Here is a 22311-nt window from a genome sequence, read left to right as displayed (position 1 = left end):
AAAAGCGAACCCGCGGGTTCGCTTTTTTATTGGGAAAACGGAAGCAGAAATTAACCCTCGTCGGCCCGTACCATTTTTACGCGGGTCAGGTTGGGCTGGTCTTCCACCAGCCACTTGCGCATGCGCGTGGCATCGCCCACGTGAGACAGGCGGCCCTTGGAATCCAGGAATACCATCACGATGGGACGTCCCTCGATACGGGTGTACATCACCAGGCAGTGACCGGCTTCGTTGATGAAACCGGTCTTTTGCAGGCCGATGTCCCACTCCTTGTTGGAGGTCAGGCGGTTGGAGCTGTTGTACTGCATGGCGTGGCCGCTGGGCTCGACCATGTACTTGGGATCGGTGGAGTACTGGCGGATGATCGGATAGTGATACGCCGCCACCACCAGCTTGGCCAGGTCGCGGGCGCTGGCCACGTTCTGGCTGGACAGGCCGGTCGAATCGACGTAATGGGTATCCATCATGCCCAGCGAACGCGCCTTGGCGTTCATCGCCGCCACGAAGGCCGGCAGGCCGCCCGGATAGTTGCGTCCCAGGGCCGAGGCGGCACGGTTTTCGGAACTCATCAGGGCAATGTGCAGCATGTCGTCGCGGCTGAGGGTGGCCCCCACGCGCAGGCGCGAGCTGCTGTGCTTCTCACGGTCGACATCGTCATCGGTGACGGTGAGCACTTCTTCCATGTTCTGGCGCGCTTCCACCACCACCAGTGCCGTCATCAGCTTGGTGACCGAGGCGATGGGCAGGGCGACTGAAGAATTCTTCTCGAACAGGACTTGCGAACTCGCCTCGTCGATCACCAGAGCGACATTGGAGCGCAGGGCCAAGGGATCAGGGGTGAGGTTCAGCCCGGCCAGGTCGCCCGCCGTCATCACCGGCGGCACCACCGGCACCGAAGGCGCGGCCGAGACACGCTGGTAGCTGATATGACGCTTGCCCTTGACCACACTGACCTTGCGAACCAGTTTTTCGCGGCTGTTCAGGGAGCCCTTGGCCACCGTCTTGCTGACCGCCTGGGCCGGGCGCTTGGCGACGACTTTCTTGGCCGGCGCTTTCCGGGCGGCATTGTTGACCGTCTGGGCGGCGGCAGGTGCCAAACCAGCGTGGATGAACAGTAGTGATGTGAAAATGGCCAGCGCTGATTTGATCATAGGTGGAACTCCCCCCAATTTACCCTGAAAGTACACAAGAGAAACGTTGGCAGTGTAGCAAAATGCAGATTTTTCGCAAGAGAATTAAGACGTTAGCGCGTTTTTTTAAACGCGTTTCTATCTCCGCGACCGATACGGTGCCCCACACTTTTTCGGGATTTTCCTGCAATTTTGCCGGGTTGGTGCTCGATATTTTTCGATTTTTATCAAGCAATTCCCAGGCCAACGAAACGAATTGGCCGCCAGTGTAGCTGTCAGCTGCTTGTCACAATCGCGATAACAGACGGCAATAGCTGTCCCAGATATTCGCTTTACGATGTTCTGGAGTGAACGGATAACGGGGGAATGTCACCTGACGTTGACGCCCCGCCTGCATCGGCCAGGGGCCGGGCGGAGCGTCGGCAGAGGTCGGTTGATCAGGGCTTGCGCACATCCAGCATGGCCACGTCGATGGAGAAGGAACAGGCCTGGTCGAGCGCGAAATAGTCCTTCACTTCAGCCGGAGCGGCCTGCCAGAGCGCGCGGATGGCGGTGATATGGTCTTGCGGAGTGCGCATGCGGGCCACCCAGGAGTCGAATTCCAGGCGCAGCTTCCAGGTCTTGTCGCTGGTGACGGCAAAACCGGCGGCCACCAGCAGCTTGCGCCAGGAGTGGAGGCTGATATTGCGGACGTGGGAGGTATCGCGCAGCAGCTCGATGGCCTGCACATAGGTATCGGCCAGGACATCGGCCGGGGCGGCGGTATCGATGACGATGAAGCGTCCGCCCGGCTTGAGCACGCGCAGCACTTCATCCAGGGCCTGCGGCAACTGACGCCAATGGTGGGCCGAGAAGCGGGTGCAAACCAGGTCGAAACTGGCATCGGGAAAATCCAGGCGGTCGGCGCTGCCCTGGCGTACCGCCAGATTGTCCAGGCCGCGCTCGGCGGCCGCGGTGGCGACGACGGCCAGCATCTCTTCGGACAGGTCATAGGCAATCACCTTCTCCACCACCGGCGCCACGGCAAAACTGGCGTGGCCGCCACCGCAACCCAAATCCAGCACCCGTGCGCCCGGCAGGGAAGCGGCGATCTGCGCCAGTTCCTGCAGGTCCGCGCCCTGGGCGTGGACGCTGCTGGTGAGATAGGCGGCGGCGGTAGTGCCGAACTGTTCGGTGACGACTTGCTGATGGCTGCGCATGGCGGGGCTCCGGGGCGATATGAAGGAAAACACAGCTGTGCTGTGGAGGAATCGCCAGTCTAGCGATTTCTTATCCTGTTACAAGTGAAGCATTTATACTATTACCCCGACCACCACCCTACCCGCCTCATGGAACCCGATCTCGCCCGCCGCGCCCTCGGCGACTTTCTCAAATCCCAGCGCGAACAGACCGCTCCGGCCCAGGCCGGCCTGCCGCACCTGGCCCATGGCCGCCGCCGCACACCGGGTCTGCGGCGCGAGGAAGTGGCACAACTGTGCGGCATCAGCGTGACCTGGTACACCTGGATCGAGCAGGGACGCACCGATTCGGTCTCGCCCCAGGCACTAGCGCGCATCGCCGATGCACTGCACCTGCCACGCGCCAAGCGTGCCTATCTGTTTGAACTGGCGGGCAAGAAAGATCCGGCCTTGCCGGAGCAGCAGGCGGCCACGGTGGTAGCGCCGGAAATCCTGGAGGTGGTCAGCCAGTTCCGCACCCCCGCCTATCTGCTGGATCGCTACTGCAATGCGGTGGCCTGGAATCCGGCCGCCCGCAAGCTCTTCACGGGCTGGCTGGATGGCCGGGAAAAGCCGCCCAATCTGCTGCGCTTCATGTTCTCCAGCCCGGCCGCACGTAGCTTGACGGTGCAATGGGAACAGCGGGCGCGACGCCTGGTGGCGGAATTTCGGGCCGACAGCGCCAGCCTGCTGGATGATCCGGAACTGCTGGCGCTGGTGACGGAGTTGTCGGCGACCAGCCCGCTCTTCCAGCGGGCCTGGCATCTGCAGGATGTGGTCGAGCGCGAAGGCGGCGAGCGCCACTTCCAACATCCGCAACTGGGGGAGCTGCGCTATCACCAGGTCAATTTCCGCGTCGCCAACCGACCGGAGCTGAAGCTGGTGACGCTGATGCCGGCCAGCGCCGACTGAAGCAGGCCCGAGCTGCCTACTTGCGGACCACGAAGGCCACGCCGATCACGCCCACCAGCATGCCCAGCGCGCCGATGAGACTGAAGGCTTCGCCAAACATCAGCCAGGCCATGATGGCCGTGGTCGGCGGCGTCAGGTACAGCAGACTGGTGACGCTGGTGGCGGCACTGCGGCGGATCAGCGCGAACAGCAGGAAGATGGCGCCAATGGACAGCGCCAGGATCGACCACAGCAGTGCGCCGATGAATTGCGGGGTCCAGTGGACGTTGCCGAGGTGCCAGTCCAACCCTTCGATGGCCACGGCAAAGGGCAGCACCACCACGATGGAGGCCATGAACTGGATCACGGTGCCGGTGCGCAGATCGAAGTGCGAGCAATAGCGTTTCTGGTACAGCGTACCGGCGGTGATGCACAGCAAGGCGAACACGCACAGCGCAATGCTGGCGGTGGACAGGCCGATCAGGGAAATCTTGTTGGCCACCACCAGTCCAACCCCGCACAGCCCGAGGGCCAGGCCGACCCACTGCCGACCGCGCACCGATTCGCCCAGCAAGGGGGCGGCGAACGCGGTCAGGATGGGTTGCAGGCCGACGATCAGAGCCGACAGGCCGGCCGGCATGCCGATCTTGATGGCACACCAGACACCGGCCAGGTAACCGGCCTGCAGCAGCACGCCGGCCACGGCGACATGGCGGATCCGACCATGCGGCCAGGGAGCGCGAAACAGCAGTACCAGCGGCAGCAGCACGACCAGCACACCGGTAAAGCGCAGCAGCAGGAAGGTCAGCGGTGGTGCATACGGCAGGCCGAACTTGGCCACGATGAAGCCGGTACTCCAGATCAGCACGAACAACAAGGGCACCAGGCTCATCAGGAGCTGGCGAGGCCGGCGGGCACCGGCGGCGGATTGCATCATTTCTTTTCCATCAGCGGGCGCACGCCGGTGCGCCCGGGTCATCTCATCGTTCGCTCCAGCGGGCGGCATGGAGGCTGGCGAGTCTTATCGTTTGTATATGGACGGCCACGGTCTGTTCGATATCTCTTCCGTAACCGCCCGCCATCGTAACCGCAACCGGGATTTTGTGCTCGTGGGCGTAGCCGAAGACAGTCTCGTCCCGCGCCGCCAGGCCCGCCAGGCTCAGTTTCATCTTGCCCAGACGATCCCCCTCGTGCGGGTCCGCGCCGGCCAGGTAGATCAGCAACTGCGGCGCGAAGCGCTGTTGCAGCGTATGCAGGGCCAGGCGCAGGGCTTGCAGGTAATCGGCGTCGCCCACGCCGTCGGGCAGGGCCACGTCGAGATCGCTCTGCTCTTTCTCGAATGGATAATTGTTCTGTCCGTGCAGCGACAAGGTGAAGACGGATTCATCGCGCGCGAGTATCGAGGCGGTGCCGTTACCCTGGTGCACGTCCAGATCGACAATGGCTACGCGCGCGGCACGACGTTCAGCCTGCATCAGTCGGGCCGCGATGGCAGCGTCGTTGAAGACGCAGAAACCGGCGCCATGATCGGCATAGGCATGATGGGTGCCGCCAGCCAGGTTGACGGCCAGGCCCTCGCTGAAGGCGGCGCGGCAGGCGGCGATGGTGGCGCCGGAAGACCGGCGCGAGCGTTCCACCATCTGCGGCGACCAGGGGAAGCCAATCTCGCGCTGCTCGGCAGATGTGAGTTGGCCAGCACTGGCACGGGCGATATAGTCAGGATGGTGCGCCAGCGCCAGTTCGCCATCACTGGCAGGCTGGGCTTCGTGAAAATCCAGATCCGGTACGGCTGCCGCCGCGCCCTCACGGATCATCCGATACTTCACCATCGGGAAGCGGTGCCCCGGTGGCAAGGGCAAAACGAAGTGATCACTGTAGTAAGCCTTCACAATTTTTTCCCATCTTGTTTTCATGCTTGCCGCACCGCAACAAGAACGCTTGCTGCGCAGCGCAAACGATTGCGCGACGCGGAACGATAACTGCTTTTGATGCTGCAACGCAAAAGGTAGTCCGGAATGGCATCTCTTTTCAGAAAATCCTCAAAAATGCGCTAAGTCCTTGATTAGACTTGGATCAATTTTGAAGCGCTTTTCGTGATTCCCGCGCGATGAAACGTTTGACTTTATGCACGATTGAACTAGAATCCGTTTGTGCATCGCATCATATTCAAACAAGAAATTACATCGGAGATCCACCTTTCAACACTGATCGGTCCGTAAGCAATCACTGTCGCTGCCTTGTCATCAACCCATCAACGAGAAGGATGTTTCAACATGACGACCTACACCGAGCAATTTTCCGCTGCTGCCAAAGCCAACGCTGAAGCGCAAATCGCTTTGTTCAGCCAGCTGGCAAGCAAGACCTTTGAAGGCATGGAAAAACTGGTGGACCTGAACCTGAAGGCGGCCAAGTCCTCGCTCGAAGAAAGCCAGGCCGCAGCCCAGAAGCTGTTTTCGGCCAAGGATCCGCAGGAATTTTTCACTCTGACCAGCTCGCACGCCCAGCCGACGCTGGAAAAGTCGGTCGCCTATGGCCGTCACCTCAGCGGTATCTTCTCCAGCACCCAGGCTGAACTGACCAAGGCTGCCGAAGCCCAGATCGCCGAAGTCAACCGCAAGGTCGTGGCGATGATCGACGAAGTGGCCAAGAACGCCCCGGCTGGTTCCGAGCAGGCCATCTCCATGTTCAAGTCGGCCATCGGCAACATGAGCGCCGGCTACGAACAGTTCACCAAGAACGCCAAGCAGGCTGCCGAAGTGATGGAAGCCAACGTCACCAATGCCGTGGAACAGATGTCCCAGGCCGGTGCCAAGGTGACCCGCGCTGCCAAGAAGTAATCTTCGGGTTCGCCCGCAGAAAGCAATGCCCCGGTCTGGCCGGGGCATTTTTTTTGACCTGCGTCTTCACCCGCGCTTGCCGTCGCCTCAGTTGCTGATCTGGAATTCGGCACGCAGCGCGCGCAAGCCTTCCTGCATCGTCTCGAAAGCCGGCTCCACCTGGGACGGGTCCCCCTTGACGCCCAGGTCGATGTGGCGGCGGGTCTGGTTGTCGCCCACGTGCGGCAGGCTGAACACCTTCACCAGCGGGAATTGCGCCTCGATGGCTTCCATCAGTGGCGTCAGGGTCGACTCCATCGCCTCGAACACCAGCATGGAGCGCTCGGCCCAGGCCTGGCGGTGGAACTGGTCGGCGTAATAGGTTTCCAGTACCCATTCGAACATCGGCCAGGCCATCACCGGGAAGCCCGGTGCAAAATAGTGCGCGCCGGTGCCGCTGGTGTTGTTGAGCCAGAAACCGGGGATCTTGTTGTAGGGGTTGGGAATGATGGAGGCGCCCTGCGGGAATTCACCCATCTTGAGACGGTGCAGGTTGTCGGGGGCATTGAAGTCGGGCGTGGTGCCGGCTTCGCGGCCCATGTCGGCGATGCGCTCCTGGATCTTCTCCCTGGCCTCGGGGTGCAGGACCACCGGTACGCCCAGCGCCGCCGCGGCACACTGGCGGGTATGGTCGTCGGGCGTGGCACCGATGCCGCCGGTACAGAACACCACGTCGCCACTGGCCAGGGTGCGCTTCAAGGTGGCGGTGATGCGCTCGGGGTCGTCGCCGAGGTACTCGGCCCAGGACAGTTGCAGTCCGCGCTGGCCGAGCAACTCCAGGACCTTGGGAAAATGCTTGTCAATACGGCGGCCCGAGAGGATCTCGTCGCCGATGATGATGAGTCCGAATGCCATGAGTCTGTCTGCCCGAAAGGTTGATGAAACACTGCGGCGATTATGCCCGATTCAGGCCCCGGACGGATCGCCCTGCCCCGCCTTCGTCTCAGGCAGACGCCATCAAACCAGGGTCAAGGTGGCGTCAACGTGGCGTCACGTCGATGACGTCCACCTGCGCTGGAGCATCGGGCGCCTGGCCGCTGCGGTAGCGCAGCAGCGCTTCCAGGCAGTAGAACTGGAACCACAAGCCGGTGAAGACGAACACCACCACATACAGCCAGATCGCCACCGCCGCCAGCGCGGGCAGCAGAATCACCGACAGCACCCCGCCCAGCCACAGCAGCGTGGGCGCCGCGCCGAGCGCACCGGCGATGGTGCCCACGGCCAGCAGCGGCCAGCGATGCAGGTGCAGCACGGCACGCCGTTCTTCGGTGCTGGCGTAGTCGGCCAGGGTGTCATAGGCCATCACCCGATAGGTCAGCCAGCCCCACAGCAGGGAATGGATCACGAAGGCCAGCGGCGGGATCAGGAATACCCAGATCGTGGCCAGCCACAGCACCGTGAAGACGGCGAAGCACCACAGCGAAGTCCAGAGACTGCCGGCTACGCTGCCGCCATGGCGCTTGTCCAGCATGGGATAGTGGCGGGTACCGATATGGCGGGCGATGGCCGGGATGGTGAACAGGCCCACGAATACCAGGGCGGTAAGGATCATCAGGGGCAGCAGCGTCCACATGGCCAGCAATGGCACCAGCACCGTCTTGAGCGCCCCCATGCCGAACCAGGCCAGCATGCCGCCGATCTCGCCGAACATGCCATGCGAGACGAAGTAGCCCTGCAGCCAGTCGATGATGGGTTGCAGCCCCAGCCACAGGCACACCGCCCACAGACCCAACGAAACCACGAAGGGGAGCGCCGTCAGCCAGAGCATGCGGATATGCAGCTGCGCCAGCAGGGCGCGCCCGAAGGAGGCGATGAAAAGACGCATCAGCGGGGCTTCCTGCGGGTCAGTTCGACCAGGCGTTTCAAGCCCAGCCACTGCTGTGCCCAGAAGCCGCGTCCGTAGTCGCGGCCCTTGCCGGCCGGTGGCGGCAGCTGGTCGCGCACGCCGGTCATGGCGAAGCTCTGGCTGAAATGGGCGGTACGGAAGAGCAGATCCCAGATCGACAACAGCACCCCGAAGTTGTGTCCGCCCAAGGAGTTGCGGCCCCGGCTTTCATGCCCCACACCGATGGCGTGATGGGTGCGATGGAAGCGCGGCGACACCAGCAGGTATTCGCCCAGGCGGCCGAAGTGGATGCGCACGTTGGCATGCTGCAGGCTTTGCAGCATGCGCGAGAGCGAGATGAGCAGGATGTACTGCGAGGGTTCCACACCAATCACCAGGGCGATGAGACCGAAGATGATGTCGTGCACCAGGTTGTCCAGCATATGGTTGCGGTCGTCGCTCCACAGGTTCATGTTCTGCTGGCTGTGGTGCAGGCTATGCAGCGCCCACATCCAGCGCACATTGTGCTGGGCCCGGTGGTAGAGGTATTCAAACAGGTCCAGCACCACCATGTAGAGCAGGAAGCTGACCAGGGCGCGATCGGTCACGCCAGGCCAGATCTGGTCGAGATTGAAAGTGCCCCAGCCTTCCAGGTGCAGGGCGTCCTGAAGATAGGACAGCGTCGGATCCAGCAGCAGGAAGGCGAGGATGGGAATGATGCCCAGGCGCTGCAGCACGGTGTAGATGAAATCGTTCCAGCGCGCGCGCGGGTCGGTGATGGGATGGACCGGGATCATGGACTCCAGCGGGCGCAGAATCAGGAACAGGATCACCAGTTCACAGAGGCCCACCAGGACGAATTCGGTGCCGGTGAAGGCTTCCTCGACGAATTCGCCCATGCCGGTGAAGAACACCAGCGGTTGTACCAGGGTCTCGAAGAGCCAGCCCTGGACGGTGGCAAAGAGGTCGGAAATGGTCTGGATCATGGATAGCATGGATTCGGTAAGACGGTGCCGACAGCAGCTCCCCTCCCCTGGGCCGGCGCCGGCTTGGACTGACGTGCGGGCTCAGTGTTCCTTGGCGGCGGCAAACAGATGTCGGTAGGACGGATGATCGCGCAGGGTGGCAAAGCAGAACCCCTTCTGCTCCAGCCCGCTGATGAGCGGCTCCAGCACGGCTGGCGCCCACGGATCCTGGCGCGACCAGATGCCCATATGGGCCAGGAAGATATCACCATCCTTGAGTCCGGCGAGCGCTTTCTTCAACAGCATCTCGTTGGGAAACCTGTCGCTGGGCAGTTCATCGCCCGAAAAACCGGCCGGGGCCCAGGCCACGTGGGCATAGCCGCAGGCCTGTCCGGCCTTGAGCAGGTTGGGCGTCAGCCGTCCCCCGGGCGCCCGCCAGAGCGGATCGAGCTTGTGGCCGGTCAGTTGCTGGAAACGCTGGTCGACGCGCTTCATTTCCTCGCAATACTGGGCCGGCGTCCACTGTAGCTTCTTGCCGGCCTGGGCACCGAATTGCGGCCGCACCTCGATGCGGCCTTCGGGCAGGTCGCGCAGCACGTAGACATGGTCGAAGGTATGTGTACCGAAGGCGTTTCCCTCGGCCACCAACCGCTTCCACAAGGGCGCCCAGGCAGGGTCGAGGGAATAGTCGCCGTGGATGGTCTTCTCGTTGGCGAGGAAGAAGGTGGCCTTGATATGGTGGCGCAGCAGGGTCTGCTCGATCAGCTCGGCCTGGGACTGGCTGCCGGTATCGAAGGTGAGATAGATCCTGCCCTTGCAGGCGGGCACTTGCGGGCTTGCCGGTTGCGCAACGGCCTGCCCTGCCGCCAGGATGGCGAAGAGGAACAGGCCGCGCAGGGAGGGATTGACAGGACGCAGCGTCATCGGTCGGTCCTCCTGGGTGAACAAGGCATTACAGGTCCGGGGCGCGGTTGTAGAGGTAGATGCCGTGCGGCGAGCGGCCCACCGGAATCACCTTGGTCACCGAGCGGCTGGCCAGGTCGATCACGGCGACCTTCTTGCTCCAGCGCAGGGTGGTCCACATGGTCTTGCCATCGGCGGTCACTTCCATGCAGTCCGGCCCCCCGGGGACCTTGATGGTGCCGACGTTTTCCAGCGTCGTCATGTCGACCACGCTGATGGTATTGGCCACGCGGTTGGAAACATAGACGTAGCGCTTGTCACCCTGGCCACGGAAGTTGTGGGCGCCGACGCCGGTCTTGATCTTCTTGACCATCTTCTGGGTGCGCCAGTCGATCACCTCGACATAGTCGCTGCCCATGATGCCCACCATCAGGTACTTGTTGTCGGGGGTCATGATGATGCCGGCCGGCAGCTTGCCTACCGGCATGGTCCACTTGACCTGCTGGGTGGCCAGGTCGATGGCGCTGATCTGGTCGCTGCCCTGCTGGGTCACGAAGGCGGTAGTGCTGGCATTGTCAAAGGCGATGTGGCTGGGGGTCCGGGCCAGCGGGATGCGCCTGGACAGCTTCAGATCGTGGCCGTCATAGCTGTAGACATCGACACGGTCCAGGCGCAGGCCGGTGGCGACGAACCACTTCTGGTCGGGGCTGAAGCCGATCTGGTAGGGATCGATGATGTCGCGCAGCTTGCGCTGCACGGCACCGGTCCTGGGATCGAGGAACAAGAGCTGGTTGCCGGTGGCGCTGGCCACGATCAGCGACTTGTTGTCCGGGGTGGCCATCAGGTGGTGCGGCTCCTTGCCCACAGAGAAGGTCGACAACTCCTTCTCGCCGGTTTCGTCCAGCAGCGACACCGATGCGTCACCGGAATTGAGCACCACCACCACGTTGGCATGGGCCGACACGGCCAAGATCGCCGAGACGCATGCTGCGCGGAAGGAAAGGGATAAAAGTTGGCTGAATCGACGCAACATGACGAACTTTACTCAAAAATGCCTGATCTATCGTGATAGGGCCTGTTCACACTTGATCTGCACATCTCGCAGATCAAGTGTGAACAGGCCATAGGGCACGTCCTCGGCTCTTAACGCTGGCTGACACGTTCCCGCTGACAGCCCACTGAGGCAATATGAAAAATTTCTAGATTTTTGGTTTACACTGCCTGCCGATCCGGTCGCATGACGCGCCGGGGCGGCCTGAAAGCCAGTCGCAGCACGCCTGCGGCACCTGATGCACGAGCTGGTGCGCAAGATGTTTCCGGTGGACATCCTGCGTCGTCAGCTTCGGTCAGGATACGGACGATCCGGCTGCCAACCCATCCCCTCACCGAAAGGAAACCGATGTCCACGATCACGACAGCTTCCGGGCTGCAATATGAAGAAATCAACGTTGGCGCTGGCGATGAAGCCAAGGCCGGCAGCCACGTCAGCGTGCACTACACCGGCTGGCTGCAAAATGCAGACGGCAGTGCCGGCAGCAAGTTTGACTCCAGCAAGGACCGCAATGACCCGTTCGCGTTCCCGCTGGGTGCCGGCCACGTCATCAAGGGCTGGGATGAAGGCGTTCAGGGCATGAAGGTTGGCGGTATCCGCAAGCTCATCATTCCGGCCGGCCTGGGCTATGGCGCCCGTGGCGCAGGTGGTGTGATTCCCCCGAATGCTACCCTGATCTTCGAAGTCGAACTGCTGGCCGTCTGAGCCTGAGGGAGGAGAGACATGAGCACCCTGCAAGAACAGTTCGAAGCCGCCGTCGCAGAATCCAAGACCCTGCCCGAGCGTCCCGACAACATGACCCTGCTGAAGATGTACGGTCTCTACAAGCAGGGCAGCAATGGCGACGTCCAGGGCGAACGCCCCGGCATGACCGACTTTGTGGCCCGCGCCAAGTTCGACGCCTGGGCCGCGCTCAAGGGCAAGCCACAGGCCCAGGCGCAGCAGGAATACATCGACATCTTCAATGAACTGAAGGGTTGATGCGGTCACGACGGCGGCCTCCTCCAGAGGCTCCGTCTGCCGAAGAAGAAACGGGCGCACCTGGGATCAGGTGCGCCCGTTTTGCTTCAGGGCCGGGCTTGCTGGCCGCATCAGCGCGCAGCCACGTCGGGATTGAGCAGATTGGGCGGACGCTGGCCCGACAGCGCCGCAATCAGGTTGTCGGCCGCACAATTGGCCATGGCCAGGCGCGTGGGCGTGGAGGCGCTGGCAATGTGCGGAGTCAGCACGACGTTGCTCAGGGTGAGGAATTCGGGCTTGAACGCCGGTTCATTCTCGAACACATCCACCCCGGCCGCCGCGATGCGGCCTTCGCGCAGGGCGGCGATCAGTGCCGCGTCATCGACGATGCCGCCGCGCGCGATGTTGGTGAGCGTGGCGGTCGGTTTCATCAAGGCCAGCTCGGGGGCGGCGATGGTGTGATGCGTCTGCTTCGAGTAGGGCAGCACCAGTACCACGTGGTCCGCCTGTTGCAGCAATTCTTCCTTGCTGACGTAGCGGGCGTTGTTGGCGCGCGCTTCCAGCTCGGGGGTCAGGCGGGAACGGTTGTGGTACAGCACCTGCATGTCGAAGCCCAGCGAACGGCGGGCGATGGCCTGGCCGATACGGCCCATGCCGATGATGCCCAGCGTGGCGCCGTGGATGTCGGGGCCGACGAAGCTGTCATAGCTCCACTTCTTCCACTGGCCGGCGCGCAGGAAGTGCTCGGATTCGGTGATGCGGCGCGCCGCCGCCATCATCAGCGCCCAGCCGAAGTCGGCAGTGGTTTCATTCAATACATCGGGCGTATTGGTGGTCATGACGCCGGCCTGGGTGGCGGCAGCCACATCGATATTGTTGTAACCCACGGCCATGTTGCAGACCGCCTTCAGTTGTGGATTGGCAGCGAAGAGCGCAGCCGTCACCGGTTCGCTGGGGGTGGTGAAGAGGCCATCCTTGCCGCGGGCCTTGGCCAGCAGCTCATCGGCAGTGTAGATGCGGTCATCCTGGTTGGATTCGACCTCGAAGTGCTGTTCCAGGCGGGCAAGGACTTCAGGGAAGACGGCGCGGGCGACGAAGATCTTGGGTTTCATGCGGGGTCTCGTGGTCTGGTTTTCGTTATCGGAAGGGGTGAAACACTCAGAAGAACAGGAAGCTCATGACGATGAACAGCGGCACCAGGATGCCCACCGACCACGCCATGTAGCCGAAGAAGCTGGGCATGCGAATGCCGCGCTCCTCGGCGATGGCCTTGACCATCATGTTGGGCGCATTGCCGATGTAGCTGTTGGCCCCCATGAAGACCGCGCCGGCGGAGATGGCCGCCAGCGTCGAGGCCAGCGGCCCCATCAGTTCCCGTGCATCGCCGGAGGCAGTGTTGAAGAACACCAGGTAGGTCGGCGCATTGTCCAGGAAAGACGACAGCAAGCCTGTCATCCAGAAGTACATCACATCGTCCGGCTTGCCGTCAGGCCCCGTGACGGCGCGTACCACGGCGGCAAAGGCGCCGTGCTCGCCTGCGCGCAGCATGGCGATCACCGGGGCGATGGTCAGAAAGATGGCGGCAAAGAGCTTGCCCACTTCCAGCATCGGTCCCCAGCCGAATTCATTGCCGCTGCGTGCCGTCTTCGGCGTCAGCCATAGCGAAAGCAGAATCACCACCAGCAAGGCGCCATCGCGCAGCAGGTTCTGCCATTCCAGCGGCGTGCCCAGCAATTCGGTGGCCACGCCCGGTTTCCACAGGCCGCTCATGAGCACCAGGCCGACCACGGCCCCCAGCAGCAGGAAATTGAGCTTGCCCTCCAGCTGCAGCGCCGAGTCGGGCGTGGGATCGAACGGGCGACGCTCTTCGCGGTTGAGGTAGAAATGGCGGTCCAGCAGGTAGAACACCAGCAGCAGCGCGCCGCACAGGAAGGCCATCGGCCCCAGCAGGTGGCGCGCGGTCCAGAAGAAATCGACCCCCTTGAGGAAGCCCAGGAACAACGGCGGATCACCCAGCGGCGTGAGCGAGCCGCCGGCATTGGCGACCAGGAAGATGAAGAACACCACCACGTGGACCGTGTGCCTGCGATCGTCATTGGCGCGGATGAGCGGGCGGATGAGCAGCATGGCCGCGCCCGTGGTCCCCATGATGCTGGCCAGCAGCGTGCCCAGCGCCAGCAATCCCGTATTCAAGGCGGGCGTGCCATGCAGGTTGCCGCGCACGCAGATGCCACCGGCCACGGTGAACAGCGCCGTCAACAGGATGATGAAGGGCAGATATTCCGCCACCAGTGCATGCACGCTGATGGCCAGCGCCGCATGCGCACCGTGCGCGGCGGCAAAGGGCAGCAGGAAGGCCAGCGCCCAGGCTGCGGCGACCTTGCCGAAATGGTGATGCCACAAACGCGGTGCCAGCAACGGCAGCACGGCAATGGACAGCAGGACACCGGCAAAGGGCAAGGCCCAGGCCAGCGAGAGAACGGCACCATCCAGCTCGGCACTCCATCCCGGCAGGGGAAGCAGCGCAGCCACGATGGCAAAGAGGGCGGGGGCAGTCGGTCGTGTCAGCAAATGTGGTCCTGATGGGATGCAGATGAATAAACTCTTCGGGACAGCTGCCGGCGCAGGCCATCCCGAGGGGTCACACTATAGCAGCCGACCTGCCGCGCGCGCACAAAAACGCCCGAGTGGAAAAACTTTCAGGTATCGTTCAAATCCGGTCAAGCCTTGATCTGGAACACCTGGCGCAGATAATTCACATAGGCCGGGTCGTCACACATGTTCTTGGACGGCGTATCGGACAACTTGGCCACCGGCTGACCGTTGCAGCGAACCATCTTCATGACGACCTGCAAGGGCGTATAACCGAGGTCATTGGTCAGATTGGTCCCCACGCCGAAGGCCACCTTGGCGCGATCCTTGAAGCGCAGGTAGAGCGCGCGCACCTTGTCGAAATCCAGGCTGTCAGAGAACACCAGCACCTTGCTGGAAGGGTCGACGCGATTGTCGCGATAGTGCTGGATCAGGCGCTCGCCCCACTCGAAGGGATCGCCCGAATCATGGCGCGCACCATCGAAGAGCTTGCAAAAGTACATGTCGTAGTCGCGCAGGAAGGCATCCATGCCATAAACGTCCGAGAGCGTAATGCCGAGGTCGCCGCGATACTCGCGCGCCCACATCTCGAAGGCGAAGGTCTGCGAATCGCGCAGGCGCGGCCCCAGCGCCTGGCAGGCCTGCAGGTATTCGTGGGCCATGGTGCCCAGCGGGGTCAGGTCGTGCTGCATGGCGTACATCACGTTGGAGGTGCCGGCGAAGTGGCTCCCCATGTGCTGCTTCATCTCGTCGATGACTTCGGCATGCCAGCTGCGCGAGAAACGGCGGCGGGTGCCATAGTCGGCAATCTTGCAGCCGGCCAGCTCGGGGTCATCGGTGATGACCGACATCTTCTTGCGCAGGCGCGCCCTGCCCTCTTCCAGGTCCGGCGAACGCTGGGTGGCGCGGAAATACACTTCATTGACGATGGCCAGCACCGGCACCTCGAACATGATGGTGTGCAGCCACGGCCCCTTGACCTGGATGTCGATCTCGCCATTGCCGGCCGGATCAGGCTGGACGGTGATGTACTTTTCGTTCAGGTGGAACAGGTCGAGGAAATCGACGAAGTCGCTCTTGATGAAGCGCAGGCCGCGCAGATAGTTCAGTTCCTCTTCCTTGAAGCGCAGCCGGCAGAGTGCGGCGATCTCCGCACGGATCTCGTCGACGTAAGGGGTCAGATCGATGTGCTCGTTGCGGCATTTGAACTTGTATTCGACCTGGGCGCCGGGGAAGTGATGCAGAACCACCTGCATCATCGTGAATTTGTACAGGTCGGTGTCGAGTAGGGATGTGATGATCATGAAGTCCGGATGCGGACAGGCCGCATGCTGCCATGTTGATGGTCCACGTGCATGGCGGGCCGCCCCGGAGCGGTCCGCACGATGCGTTGGCCACGCCCTGAAGCGTCGCGACCGCTATCTTAACCGAGATCGCCCAAGGCAAAGCCCCCTGCCCTGAGGGGGCTTTGCGGTATGGATGCGGTGCGAAAGCGCGACTTACCTGCCCGCCGAAGCCGGACGCCGTGTGCGTACGTAGGTCGGTGGCGGCAGGTAGGGCGTACCGTCCAGGTAGCGCCATTGGCGCATCGTGCTGCGACCGTCCTTCTGCGAGACCAGACCGATGAAGGCCCCCATCGAGGCTTGCTGGTCCAGTGCGCGCAAGCTCAGCTCACCCAGCGGCGAAGACCAGCGCAGGCCGCGCAACGCGTCCAGCAGCGCGTCTCCTGGCGTGCCCTCGCTTTTCTTCAGACCGCCTGCAATGGCCATCATGGTGCTGTAGCCAATGAGCGCCGACAATTGCGGCGGCTCGCTGAATTTCTTCAGATAGGCATCCAGGAAGCGCTGGTGCTCGGGCGTATTGATCTGGTCCCAGGGGTAGCCGACGGCGACCCAGTCGTGGATCGCTTCACTCTGCCCGGGCTCCACGATTTGCCCAACGGGCGAGGTCATCGACACCACCTGCACGCCCTTGAACAACTGCTGGTCATTACCCGCCTGCACGAATTTTTGCAGGTCTTCGCCGAAGGTGGCGTTGAAGATGCCATCCGGACGCGATTGACGGATCGCCCGTACGACGTCATCGGCCTTGATCTTGCCCAGCGCCGGCCACTGGTCGCTGACGAATTCCACATCCGGACGCGCCTGCTTCAACAGCATCTTGAAACTGGCCACCGCACTCTGGCCGTATTCATAGTTGGGCGCCACCATGGCCCAGCGTCGGCCCGGCATGCGCGCGGCTTGTTCGGCCAGCATCGCGGCCAGCATGTAAGTGGAGGGACGGACGCGGAAGGTGTAGCGATTGCCCTTGTCCAGGGTCACGGCATCGGAGAGTGCATCACCCACCACCAGCACGGTCTTGCTGCGGGCGGCCTGGCGCGCGACCGCCAGGGCCACGTCGGAGGGCATGGTGCCGGTCAGCACTTGCACATGCTCCTTGCTGACCAGTTCGCGTGCATTGCGGGCAGCCTGGTCGGCATCGCCCTCATCGTCACGGCTGATCATCTGCAAGGGATGACCGTGGATGCCGCCGGACTCGTTGATCTGCTCCAGCGCCAGTGCCAGGCCGTTGCGGTAGGCTTGTGCGGCAGCCGCGGCGTGCGCCTGGCTGTTGATCTCGCCGATGAGGATAGGCTCGGCAGCACCGGCGGCCAGTGGCAGCGCCAGCGCAACGGTCACCGCCAGCCTGCCCAGCAGGGCCGGCAGCAGGGAAAGACGGAATCGGGGGGAGGACTGGGGGCCTGCAGCGTTCACGCCGGAACTTCCTTGTATTGATGTGCGGTAAGCCGCGTCCTGTCGGCGGACCTGCTCCATGGGCTGGAGCGGCAGGCCACGGGACCCTGGCGACGGCTGGGCTTATCGCGCGCTTGTTTATTTACTTATACGTAATCTGTATAAGCCTCATTTGTGGGAAAAATCGAATTACCTTAAAATGCAAGGCTTTGCGGCGGGTTGCGCAGCGGCATCTCGAAAGCCTTCAAGGGCCTCCTCCAGGCGTCCACAAGACGCCAGATACCGGCAAAAGCACCTCAACAAAGGTTGACCAGCCGCAACATGATTTTAACCGTGCCATATTGCCATCAATTGCGGCGCAGTTAGCCATCGGTTTGAAGAAATTTTACAGATAGGACAGTTATGACCCACGTTGTCACCGATTCCTGCGTCCGTTGCCGCTATACGGATTGTGTGGATGTTTGCCCGGTGGATTGTTTCCGCGAAGGCCCCAATTTCCTCGCGATTGACCCCGATGAGTGCATCGACTGCGCCGTCTGCGTGGCCGAGTGCCCGGTCAATGCGATCTACGCGGAAGAAGACGTGCCGGCCGACCAGCAGCAGTACATCGCCCTGAACGCCGATCTGTCCCGCAACTGGCCCTCCATCACCAAGACCAAGGCACCGCTGCCGGAAGCCGAGGAATGGAAGGACAAGACCGACAAGCTGCAATACCTGCAGCGCTGATTCCTGCGGAGAATCAAGTGGGCCGGGCCTGTCCCGGTCGACAATGGCGGTTGCGCATCCAGCCCGGCAGCTTCATCGCCCACGCCAGATGCGCAGCCGTTTGCATTTGGCCGCCAGCAATACCCCTGAGAGCCGCATGGCCGGGCTGAACTGCCCGCTGCTTTGCAGTCCTGTGCGCTCTTGGCAAGCATCTCGCATCTCTTTTACCTGGCCTCTCCCCCGCCAGCGGCCCCGCCGCCAGCCAGCGCGCCGCGCAAGGGAAAAGCCGCCCTACTGATCTGATCTACTGAAACAGGAATATCAAGAAAATCATGGAAAACAATGTCCAGACTGCGGCAGTCAACGGTGTCATCGATGCCGATGCCGTCATCATCGGCGCCGGCCCGGTGGGCCTGTTCCAGGTATTCGAACTCGGCCTGCTGGAAATCAAGGCGCACGTGATCGATTCGCTGCCCGTGGTCGGTGGCCAGTGCGTGGAGCTGTATCCGGACAAGCCCATCTATGACATCCCGGCCGTGCCCGTCTGCACCGGTCAGGAACTGACCGACAACCTGTTGAAGCAGATCGAGCCCTTCTCGCCGACCTTCCACCTGGGCCAGGAAGTGACCCTGGTGAACAAGCGCGAAGATGGCCGTTTCGACGTCGAAACCTCCACCGGCACCAAGTTCATCACCAAGACCATCTTCATCGCCGCCGGCGTGGGCTCGTTCCAGCCGCGTACCCTGAAGGTCGAAGGCATCGAACAGTTCGAAGGTTCGCAGGTGTTCTACCGCGTCAAGGACCCGGCCCTGTTCGAAGGCAAGAACATCGTCATCTGCGGCGGCGGCGACTCCGCGCTGGACTGGGCGCTGAACTTCGTGGGCAAGGCTGAATCGGTGATCCTGCTGCACCGTCGTGAAGAATTCCGCGCCGCCCCGGCTTCGGTGGCCAAGATGAAGGAACTGTGCGAACAGTATGAAATGCAGCTCCTGATCGGCCAGGTCACCGGCACCGAGATCAAGGATGGCAAGCTGGCCGAAGTCAAGGTCACCGGCGCCGACGGCGTCACCCGCCGTCTGCCGCTGGACATGCTGCTGGTCTTCTTCGGCCTGTCGCCCAAGCTGGGCCCGATCGCCGAGTGGGGCCTGGAAATCGAGCGCAAGCAGCTCAAGGTGATGGATACCGAGAAGTTCGAGACCAACGTCCCGGGCATCTTCGCCGTGGGCGACATCAACACCTATCCGGGCAAGAAGAAGCTGATCCTGTCGGGCTTCCACGAAGCCGCGCTGGCTGCCTTCGGCGCTGCGCCCTACATCTTCCCGGAAAAGAAGATCCACATGCAGTACACCACCACCTCGCCCAAGCTGCACAAGATCCTGGGCGTGGAAAGCCCGGTGTTCGACTGATTATTGGTCGCAACATCATCAGCGCCGCTGCAAGCGGCCGGCAGAGCCCCCGTCCGGTACGGGGGCTTTTCATTTATGAAGGTTTTTGCAGAAACCTGTGGGACTGGCACCACTGGTCTGACCAGCAAGCGGGGCGTAAGGCAAAGCATGCTATGCTACTGCGTCGCAACAAGGAAGAAGTTGACAAGTTAAACACAATATGAACTTTGTCAGCCGATGATCGTCGCCAAACGTTTGTGGCACATGCTTGCTGCGCACCTGGTCCGGGTTATCCGCCCGGACGGGAAAGCCAGCCGGTGCTTGTATAAAGGTCAGCTATGCTTTATCAACTGCATGAACTCAATCGCGCGTTCCTGAACCCCATGATGCAATGGGCCGAAACCTCGGCCAAACTGTTCTCGGACCCGGTTTCCCCGCTCGCCCACACCCCCTTCTCGCAACGCATTGCCGCCGGCTATGAGCTGTTGTATCGCCTGTCCAAGGAATACGAAAAGCCGCAATTCAACATCGGCGAAGTCGCTGTCGATGACAAGCCGGTCGGCATCACCGAGGAGGTGGTCGAAACCAAACCCTTCTGCCGCCTGATCCACTTCAAGAAGGACCTGTCGGCCCGCCAGAGCGCCGCGTTGAAGCAGCCCACCGTGCTGGTGGTAGCGCCCCTGTCCGGCCACCATTCCACCCTGCTGCGCGAGACCGTCAGGGCGCTGCTGCAGGAACATGACGTCTTCATCACCGACTGGACCGATGCGCGCATGGTTCCGGTCGAACAGGGTGACTTCCACCTGCACGATTATGTTTATTACGTGCAGGACTTCATCCGCACCCTCGGTCCGGACGTGCACGTGATCTCGGTCTGCCAGCCCACCGTACCGGTACTGGCGGCCATTTCGCTCATGGCCAGCGCCAACGATCCCAAGCTGCCCAAGAGCATGACCATGATGGGCGGCCCCATCGATGCCCGCAAGTCGCCCACGGCGGTCAACGACCTGGCCACCGAAAAGCCCTTCTCCTGGTTCGAAAACACGGTGATCTACAGCGTACCGGCCAACTACCCCGGCTTTGGCCGCAAGGTCTACCCCGGCTTCCTGCAACATGCCGGCTTCGTGGCCATGAACCCGCGCCGTCACGCCCAGAGCCACTGGGATTTCTACATGCACCTGCGCGATGGCGACGATGCCTCGGCCGAGGAACACCGCAAGTTCTACGACGAGTACAACGCCGTGCTGGACATGCCGGCCGAGTTCTACCTGGAAACCATCAAGGTCGTGTTCCAGGACTTCAATCTGGCCCGTGGCACCTGGGAAATCGAAGGCCAGCTGGTACGTCCGCAGGACATCAAGTCGGTCGCCCTGTTCACCATCGAAGGCGAGTTGGACGACATCTCCGGCTCCGGCCAGACCCAGGCGGCCCAGGAACTGTGCAGCAGCATCCCGAAGTCGCGCAAGCAGCACTTCACCGTGCCCAAGGCCGGCCACTACGGGATCTTCTCGGGCCGTCGCTGGCGCGAGATCGTCTGCCCCAAGATCGGCGAATTCATCCGCGCCAACGCGTAAGTACCGCCATCACGGCAAGAACGGCGCCCCGTCCCGACGGTGGCGCCGTTTTGCTTTGAGCTGCCGGCATGACTTGGCGGCGGTTTGGCCGGATAATAGCGCCCTTATTCCGTTGAACTGCCTGACCGCCGTGCCGCCATCCGCCACCACCGCGTCCGCCACCCTGGCCGACCGCCTCGAAGACCTGCTGCCGCAAACCCAATGCACCAAGTGCGGTTATCCGGCTTGCCGTCCCTATGCCGAAGCCATGGCCGAAGGCCGCGCTGCGTACAATCAGTGCCCGCCGGGCGGTGCCGAAGGCGTGGCGCGGCTGGCGCAATTGCTGGGCCAGCCGGTGATCCCCTTGAATCCCGCCCACGGCAGCGAGCAGCCACGCCGTGTCGCGGTGATCGATGAAGCCATCTGCATCGGCTGCACGCTCTGCATCCAGGCCTGCCCGGTCGATGCGATTGCCGGTGCGGCCAAGCAGATGCACACCGTCATCGAATCGCTGTGCACCGGCTGTGATCTGTGCGTGGCGCCCTGCCCGGTCGACTGCATCAACATGGTCGAGGCCACGCCCGGTCGCACCGGCTGGCAGGCATGGCGCCAGGAGCAAGCCGACGCCGCCCGTGCGCGCCACGACTGGCGCACCTTGCGCCTGAAGCGCGAGAAGGAAGAAAACGACGCCCGCCTGGCTGCCAAGGCCGCCGCCAAGTTGCAGGAAGTGGAAGCGGCCGCGGCCGGCACGCCCGAAGAACAAGCCGAACTGGCCCGCAAGAAAGCCATCATCCAGGCCGCCATGGAGCGTGCGCGCCTGAAGAAACTGCAAGCCGAACAAGCCAGCCCCACGACCGGACGCGAACAGCCATGAACCCGACCAAACGCCGCGAGATCTTCGAGCGCCTGCGCCAGGCCAATCCCACCCCCACCACCGAACTGGAATACACCACCCCGTTCGAACTGCTGATCGCCGTGCTGCTCTCGGCCCAGGCCACCGACGTCTCGGTCAACAAGGCCACGCGCAAGCTCTATCCGGTGGCCAACACGCCCGAGGCGATCTACCACCTGGGGGTGGAGCAGCTCATGCCCTACATCCAGACCATCGGGCTGTACCGCACCAAGGCCAAGAACGTCATCGAGACCTGCCGCATCCTGATCGAGCAGCACGGCGGCGCGGTACCGGAGTCGCGCGAGGCGCTGGAAGCCTTGCCCGGCGTGGGCCGCAAGACCGCCAACGTGGTCCTGAACACGGCCTTCGGCCATCCCACCATCGCGGTGGACACGCACATCTTCCGGGTCTCCAACCGTACCGGCATTGCACCAGGCAAGGACGTGGACGAAGTCGAACGCAAGCTCATCAATTTCGTCGCGCCTGAATTCCGCCAGGATGCGCACCACTGGTTGATCCTGCATGGCCGCTACACCTGCATCGCGCGCAAGCCCCAGTGCTGGAATTGTCTGATCGCCGACCTGTGCGAATTCAAGCAGAAAACGCCACTTCCGGCCAAGGGCGTGTAAACAGG

General features: G+C 62.6%; 22 protein-coding genes. 9 read left to right on the top strand and 13 right to left on the bottom strand.

What is annotated here, in order from left to right:
* Positions 1-50 precede the first annotated feature (50 nt).
* Complete coding sequence (pbpG, locus tag GWL_RS05180; RefSeq protein ID WP_008327441.1) at positions 51-1151, bottom strand: D-alanyl-D-alanine endopeptidase; 1101 nt, start codon at positions 1149-1151, stop codon at positions 51-53.
* 416 nt (positions 1152-1567) lie between these two features.
* Complete coding sequence (locus GWL_RS05175; protein ID WP_008327440.1) at positions 1568-2329, bottom strand: class I SAM-dependent methyltransferase; 762 nt, start codon at positions 2327-2329, stop codon at positions 1568-1570.
* 129 nt (positions 2330-2458) lie between these two features.
* Between GWL_RS05175 and GWL_RS05170 the strand changes: the two genes are divergently transcribed.
* Positions 2459-3259 carry a helix-turn-helix transcriptional regulator gene (locus tag GWL_RS05170; RefSeq protein ID WP_008327439.1) on the top strand — a complete coding sequence of 267 codons (801 nt, stop codon included), beginning with the start codon at positions 2459-2461 and terminating at the stop codon, positions 3257-3259.
* 16 nt (positions 3260-3275) lie between these two features.
* Here the strand turns inward: GWL_RS05170 and GWL_RS05165 are convergent, their stop codons facing one another.
* A complete protein-coding gene (locus GWL_RS05165; protein WP_034350122.1) occupies positions 3276-4175 on the bottom strand; it encodes a DMT family transporter in 900 nt (299 codons plus the stop codon).
* A 43-nt stretch (positions 4176-4218) separates the two neighbouring features.
* Positions 4219-5151 (bottom strand): histone deacetylase, encoded by a 933-nt coding sequence (locus tag GWL_RS05160; RefSeq protein ID WP_175343163.1) that lies wholly within the window; start codon positions 5149-5151, stop codon positions 4219-4221.
* Positions 5152-5511: 360 nt separating this feature from the next.
* Between GWL_RS05160 and GWL_RS05155 the strand changes: the two genes are divergently transcribed.
* Positions 5512-6075 (top strand): phasin family protein, encoded by a 564-nt coding sequence (locus GWL_RS05155; RefSeq protein ID WP_008327434.1) that lies wholly within the window; start codon positions 5512-5514, stop codon positions 6073-6075.
* A gap of 87 nt (positions 6076-6162) precedes the next feature.
* On the opposite strand, the gene GWL_RS05150 is transcribed toward GWL_RS05155, so the two are convergent.
* The 5 genes from GWL_RS05150 to GWL_RS05130 form a co-directional block, all read right to left on the bottom strand.
* Positions 6163-6969, bottom strand: coding sequence for a molybdopterin-binding protein (locus GWL_RS05150; protein ID WP_008327433.1), 807 nt, complete (start codon positions 6967-6969; stop codon positions 6163-6165).
* A 124-nt stretch (positions 6970-7093) separates the two neighbouring features.
* Positions 7094-7939, bottom strand: coding sequence for an EI24 domain-containing protein (locus tag GWL_RS05145; protein WP_008327432.1), 846 nt, complete (start codon positions 7937-7939; stop codon positions 7094-7096).
* Positions 7939-8925 (bottom strand): sterol desaturase family protein, encoded by a 987-nt coding sequence (locus tag GWL_RS05140; protein ID WP_008327431.1) that lies wholly within the window; start codon positions 8923-8925, stop codon positions 7939-7941. The genes GWL_RS05145 and GWL_RS05140 overlap by 1 nt, the downstream gene beginning before the upstream one ends.
* A gap of 81 nt (positions 8926-9006) precedes the next feature.
* Positions 9007-9828, bottom strand: coding sequence for a polysaccharide deacetylase family protein (locus GWL_RS05135; protein ID WP_008327430.1), 822 nt, complete (start codon positions 9826-9828; stop codon positions 9007-9009).
* 28 nt (positions 9829-9856) lie between these two features.
* Positions 9857-10840: a cytochrome D1 domain-containing protein gene (locus GWL_RS05130; protein WP_034350116.1), complete on the bottom strand. Its 984-nt coding sequence runs from the start codon at positions 10838-10840 to the stop codon at positions 9857-9859.
* A gap of 366 nt (positions 10841-11206) precedes the next feature.
* Between GWL_RS05130 and GWL_RS05125 the strand changes: the two genes are divergently transcribed.
* Both GWL_RS05125 and GWL_RS05120 read left to right on the top strand, forming a co-directional pair.
* Complete coding sequence (locus GWL_RS05125; RefSeq protein WP_008327428.1) at positions 11207-11563, top strand: FKBP-type peptidyl-prolyl cis-trans isomerase; 357 nt, start codon at positions 11207-11209, stop codon at positions 11561-11563.
* Positions 11564-11581: 18 nt separating this feature from the next.
* Positions 11582-11839: an acyl-CoA-binding protein gene (locus GWL_RS05120; RefSeq protein WP_008327426.1), complete on the top strand. Its 258-nt coding sequence runs from the start codon at positions 11582-11584 to the stop codon at positions 11837-11839.
* 110 nt (positions 11840-11949) lie between these two features.
* Here GWL_RS05120 and GWL_RS05115 read toward each other — a convergent pair whose 3' ends face one another.
* From GWL_RS05115 to GWL_RS05100, 4 genes are all read right to left on the bottom strand, one after another.
* Positions 11950-12930, bottom strand: a complete 981-nt coding sequence (locus GWL_RS05115; RefSeq protein WP_008327424.1) for a D-glycerate dehydrogenase — start codon at positions 12928-12930, stop codon at positions 11950-11952.
* Positions 12931-12976: 46 nt separating this feature from the next.
* Entirely contained in the window at positions 12977-14389 is a 1413-nt protein-coding gene (locus tag GWL_RS05110; protein WP_008327423.1) for a sodium:proton antiporter, read from the bottom strand.
* Between the two features lie 149 nt (positions 14390-14538).
* On the bottom strand, positions 14539-15714 hold the full coding sequence (pncB, locus tag GWL_RS05105; protein ID WP_008327420.1) for a nicotinate phosphoribosyltransferase: 1176 nt from the start codon (positions 15712-15714) through the stop codon (positions 14539-14541).
* Between the two features lie 195 nt (positions 15715-15909).
* Entirely contained in the window at positions 15910-17163 is a 1254-nt protein-coding gene (locus GWL_RS05100) for an ABC transporter substrate-binding protein (protein WP_008327418.1), read from the bottom strand.
* A gap of 381 nt (positions 17164-17544) precedes the next feature.
* Between GWL_RS05100 and fdxA the strand changes: the two genes are divergently transcribed.
* The 5 genes from fdxA (at position 17545) to nth (ending at position 22306) form a co-directional block, all read left to right on the top strand.
* Complete coding sequence (gene fdxA, locus GWL_RS05095) at positions 17545-17868, top strand: ferredoxin FdxA (RefSeq protein WP_034350114.1); 324 nt, start codon at positions 17545-17547, stop codon at positions 17866-17868.
* A gap of 311 nt (positions 17869-18179) precedes the next feature.
* Positions 18180-19253, top strand: a complete 1074-nt coding sequence (locus GWL_RS05090; protein ID WP_008327414.1) for an NAD(P)/FAD-dependent oxidoreductase — start codon at positions 18180-18182, stop codon at positions 19251-19253.
* Positions 19254-19570: 317 nt separating this feature from the next.
* Entirely contained in the window at positions 19571-20806 is a 1236-nt protein-coding gene (locus GWL_RS05085; protein WP_008327412.1) for a polyhydroxyalkanoate depolymerase, read from the top strand.
* Between the two features lie 130 nt (positions 20807-20936).
* Positions 20937-21659 carry an electron transport complex subunit RsxB gene (rsxB, locus tag GWL_RS05080; RefSeq protein ID WP_034350529.1) on the top strand — a complete coding sequence of 241 codons (723 nt, stop codon included), beginning with the start codon at positions 20937-20939 and terminating at the stop codon, positions 21657-21659.
* Positions 21656-22306 (top strand): endonuclease III, encoded by a 651-nt coding sequence (nth, locus tag GWL_RS05075; protein WP_008327408.1) that lies wholly within the window; start codon positions 21656-21658, stop codon positions 22304-22306. Before rsxB ends, nth begins: the two co-directional genes overlap by 4 nt.
* Positions 22307-22311 lie beyond the last annotated feature (5 nt).

It is taken from the genome of Herbaspirillum sp. GW103 (genome assembly GCF_000261365.1).
Classification (GTDB): domain Bacteria; phylum Pseudomonadota; class Gammaproteobacteria; order Burkholderiales; family Burkholderiaceae_D; genus Herbaspirillum.
The sequence above is the reverse complement of the archived record's forward strand: the minus strand, read 5'-3'. Positions and strand labels throughout refer to the sequence as shown.

Coding starts and splice junctions, on each gene's coding strand:
- GWL_RS05170 (WP_008327439.1), top strand. CDS start 2,459: ATGGAACCCGATCTCGCCCGCCGCGCCCTCGGCGACTTTCTCAAATCC.
- GWL_RS05145 (WP_008327432.1), bottom strand. CDS start 7,939: ATGCGTCTTTTCATCGCCTCCTTCGGGCGCGCCCTGCTGGCGCAGCTG.
- GWL_RS05165 (WP_034350122.1), bottom strand. CDS start 4,175: ATGATGCAATCCGCCGCCGGTGCCCGCCGGCCTCGCCAGCTCCTGATG.
- GWL_RS05155 (WP_008327434.1), top strand. CDS start 5,512: ATGACGACCTACACCGAGCAATTTTCCGCTGCTGCCAAAGCCAACGCT.
- nth (WP_008327408.1), top strand. CDS start 21,656: ATGAACCCGACCAAACGCCGCGAGATCTTCGAGCGCCTGCGCCAGGCC.
- fdxA (WP_034350114.1), top strand. CDS start 17,545: ATGACCCACGTTGTCACCGATTCCTGCGTCCGTTGCCGCTATACGGAT.
- GWL_RS05150 (WP_008327433.1), bottom strand. CDS start 6,969: ATGGCATTCGGACTCATCATCATCGGCGACGAGATCCTCTCGGGCCGC.
- pncB (WP_008327420.1), bottom strand. CDS start 15,714: ATGATCATCACATCCCTACTCGACACCGACCTGTACAAATTCACGATG.
- GWL_RS05130 (WP_034350116.1), bottom strand. CDS start 10,840: ATGTTGCGTCGATTCAGCCAACTTTTATCCCTTTCCTTCCGCGCAGCA.
- GWL_RS05090 (WP_008327414.1), top strand. CDS start 18,180: ATGGAAAACAATGTCCAGACTGCGGCAGTCAACGGTGTCATCGATGCC.
- GWL_RS05085 (WP_008327412.1), top strand. CDS start 19,571: ATGCTTTATCAACTGCATGAACTCAATCGCGCGTTCCTGAACCCCATG.
- GWL_RS05125 (WP_008327428.1), top strand. CDS start 11,207: ATGTCCACGATCACGACAGCTTCCGGGCTGCAATATGAAGAAATCAAC.
- pbpG (WP_008327441.1), bottom strand. CDS start 1,151: ATGATCAAATCAGCGCTGGCCATTTTCACATCACTACTGTTCATCCAC.
- GWL_RS05120 (WP_008327426.1), top strand. CDS start 11,582: ATGAGCACCCTGCAAGAACAGTTCGAAGCCGCCGTCGCAGAATCCAAG.
- GWL_RS05115 (WP_008327424.1), bottom strand. CDS start 12,930: ATGAAACCCAAGATCTTCGTCGCCCGCGCCGTCTTCCCTGAAGTCCTT.
- GWL_RS05175 (WP_008327440.1), bottom strand. CDS start 2,329: ATGCGCAGCCATCAGCAAGTCGTCACCGAACAGTTCGGCACTACCGCC.
- GWL_RS05160 (WP_175343163.1), bottom strand. CDS start 5,151: ATGAAAACAAGATGGGAAAAAATTGTGAAGGCTTACTACAGTGATCAC.
- GWL_RS05135 (WP_008327430.1), bottom strand. CDS start 9,828: ATGACGCTGCGTCCTGTCAATCCCTCCCTGCGCGGCCTGTTCCTCTTC.
- GWL_RS05140 (WP_008327431.1), bottom strand. CDS start 8,925: ATGATCCAGACCATTTCCGACCTCTTTGCCACCGTCCAGGGCTGGCTC.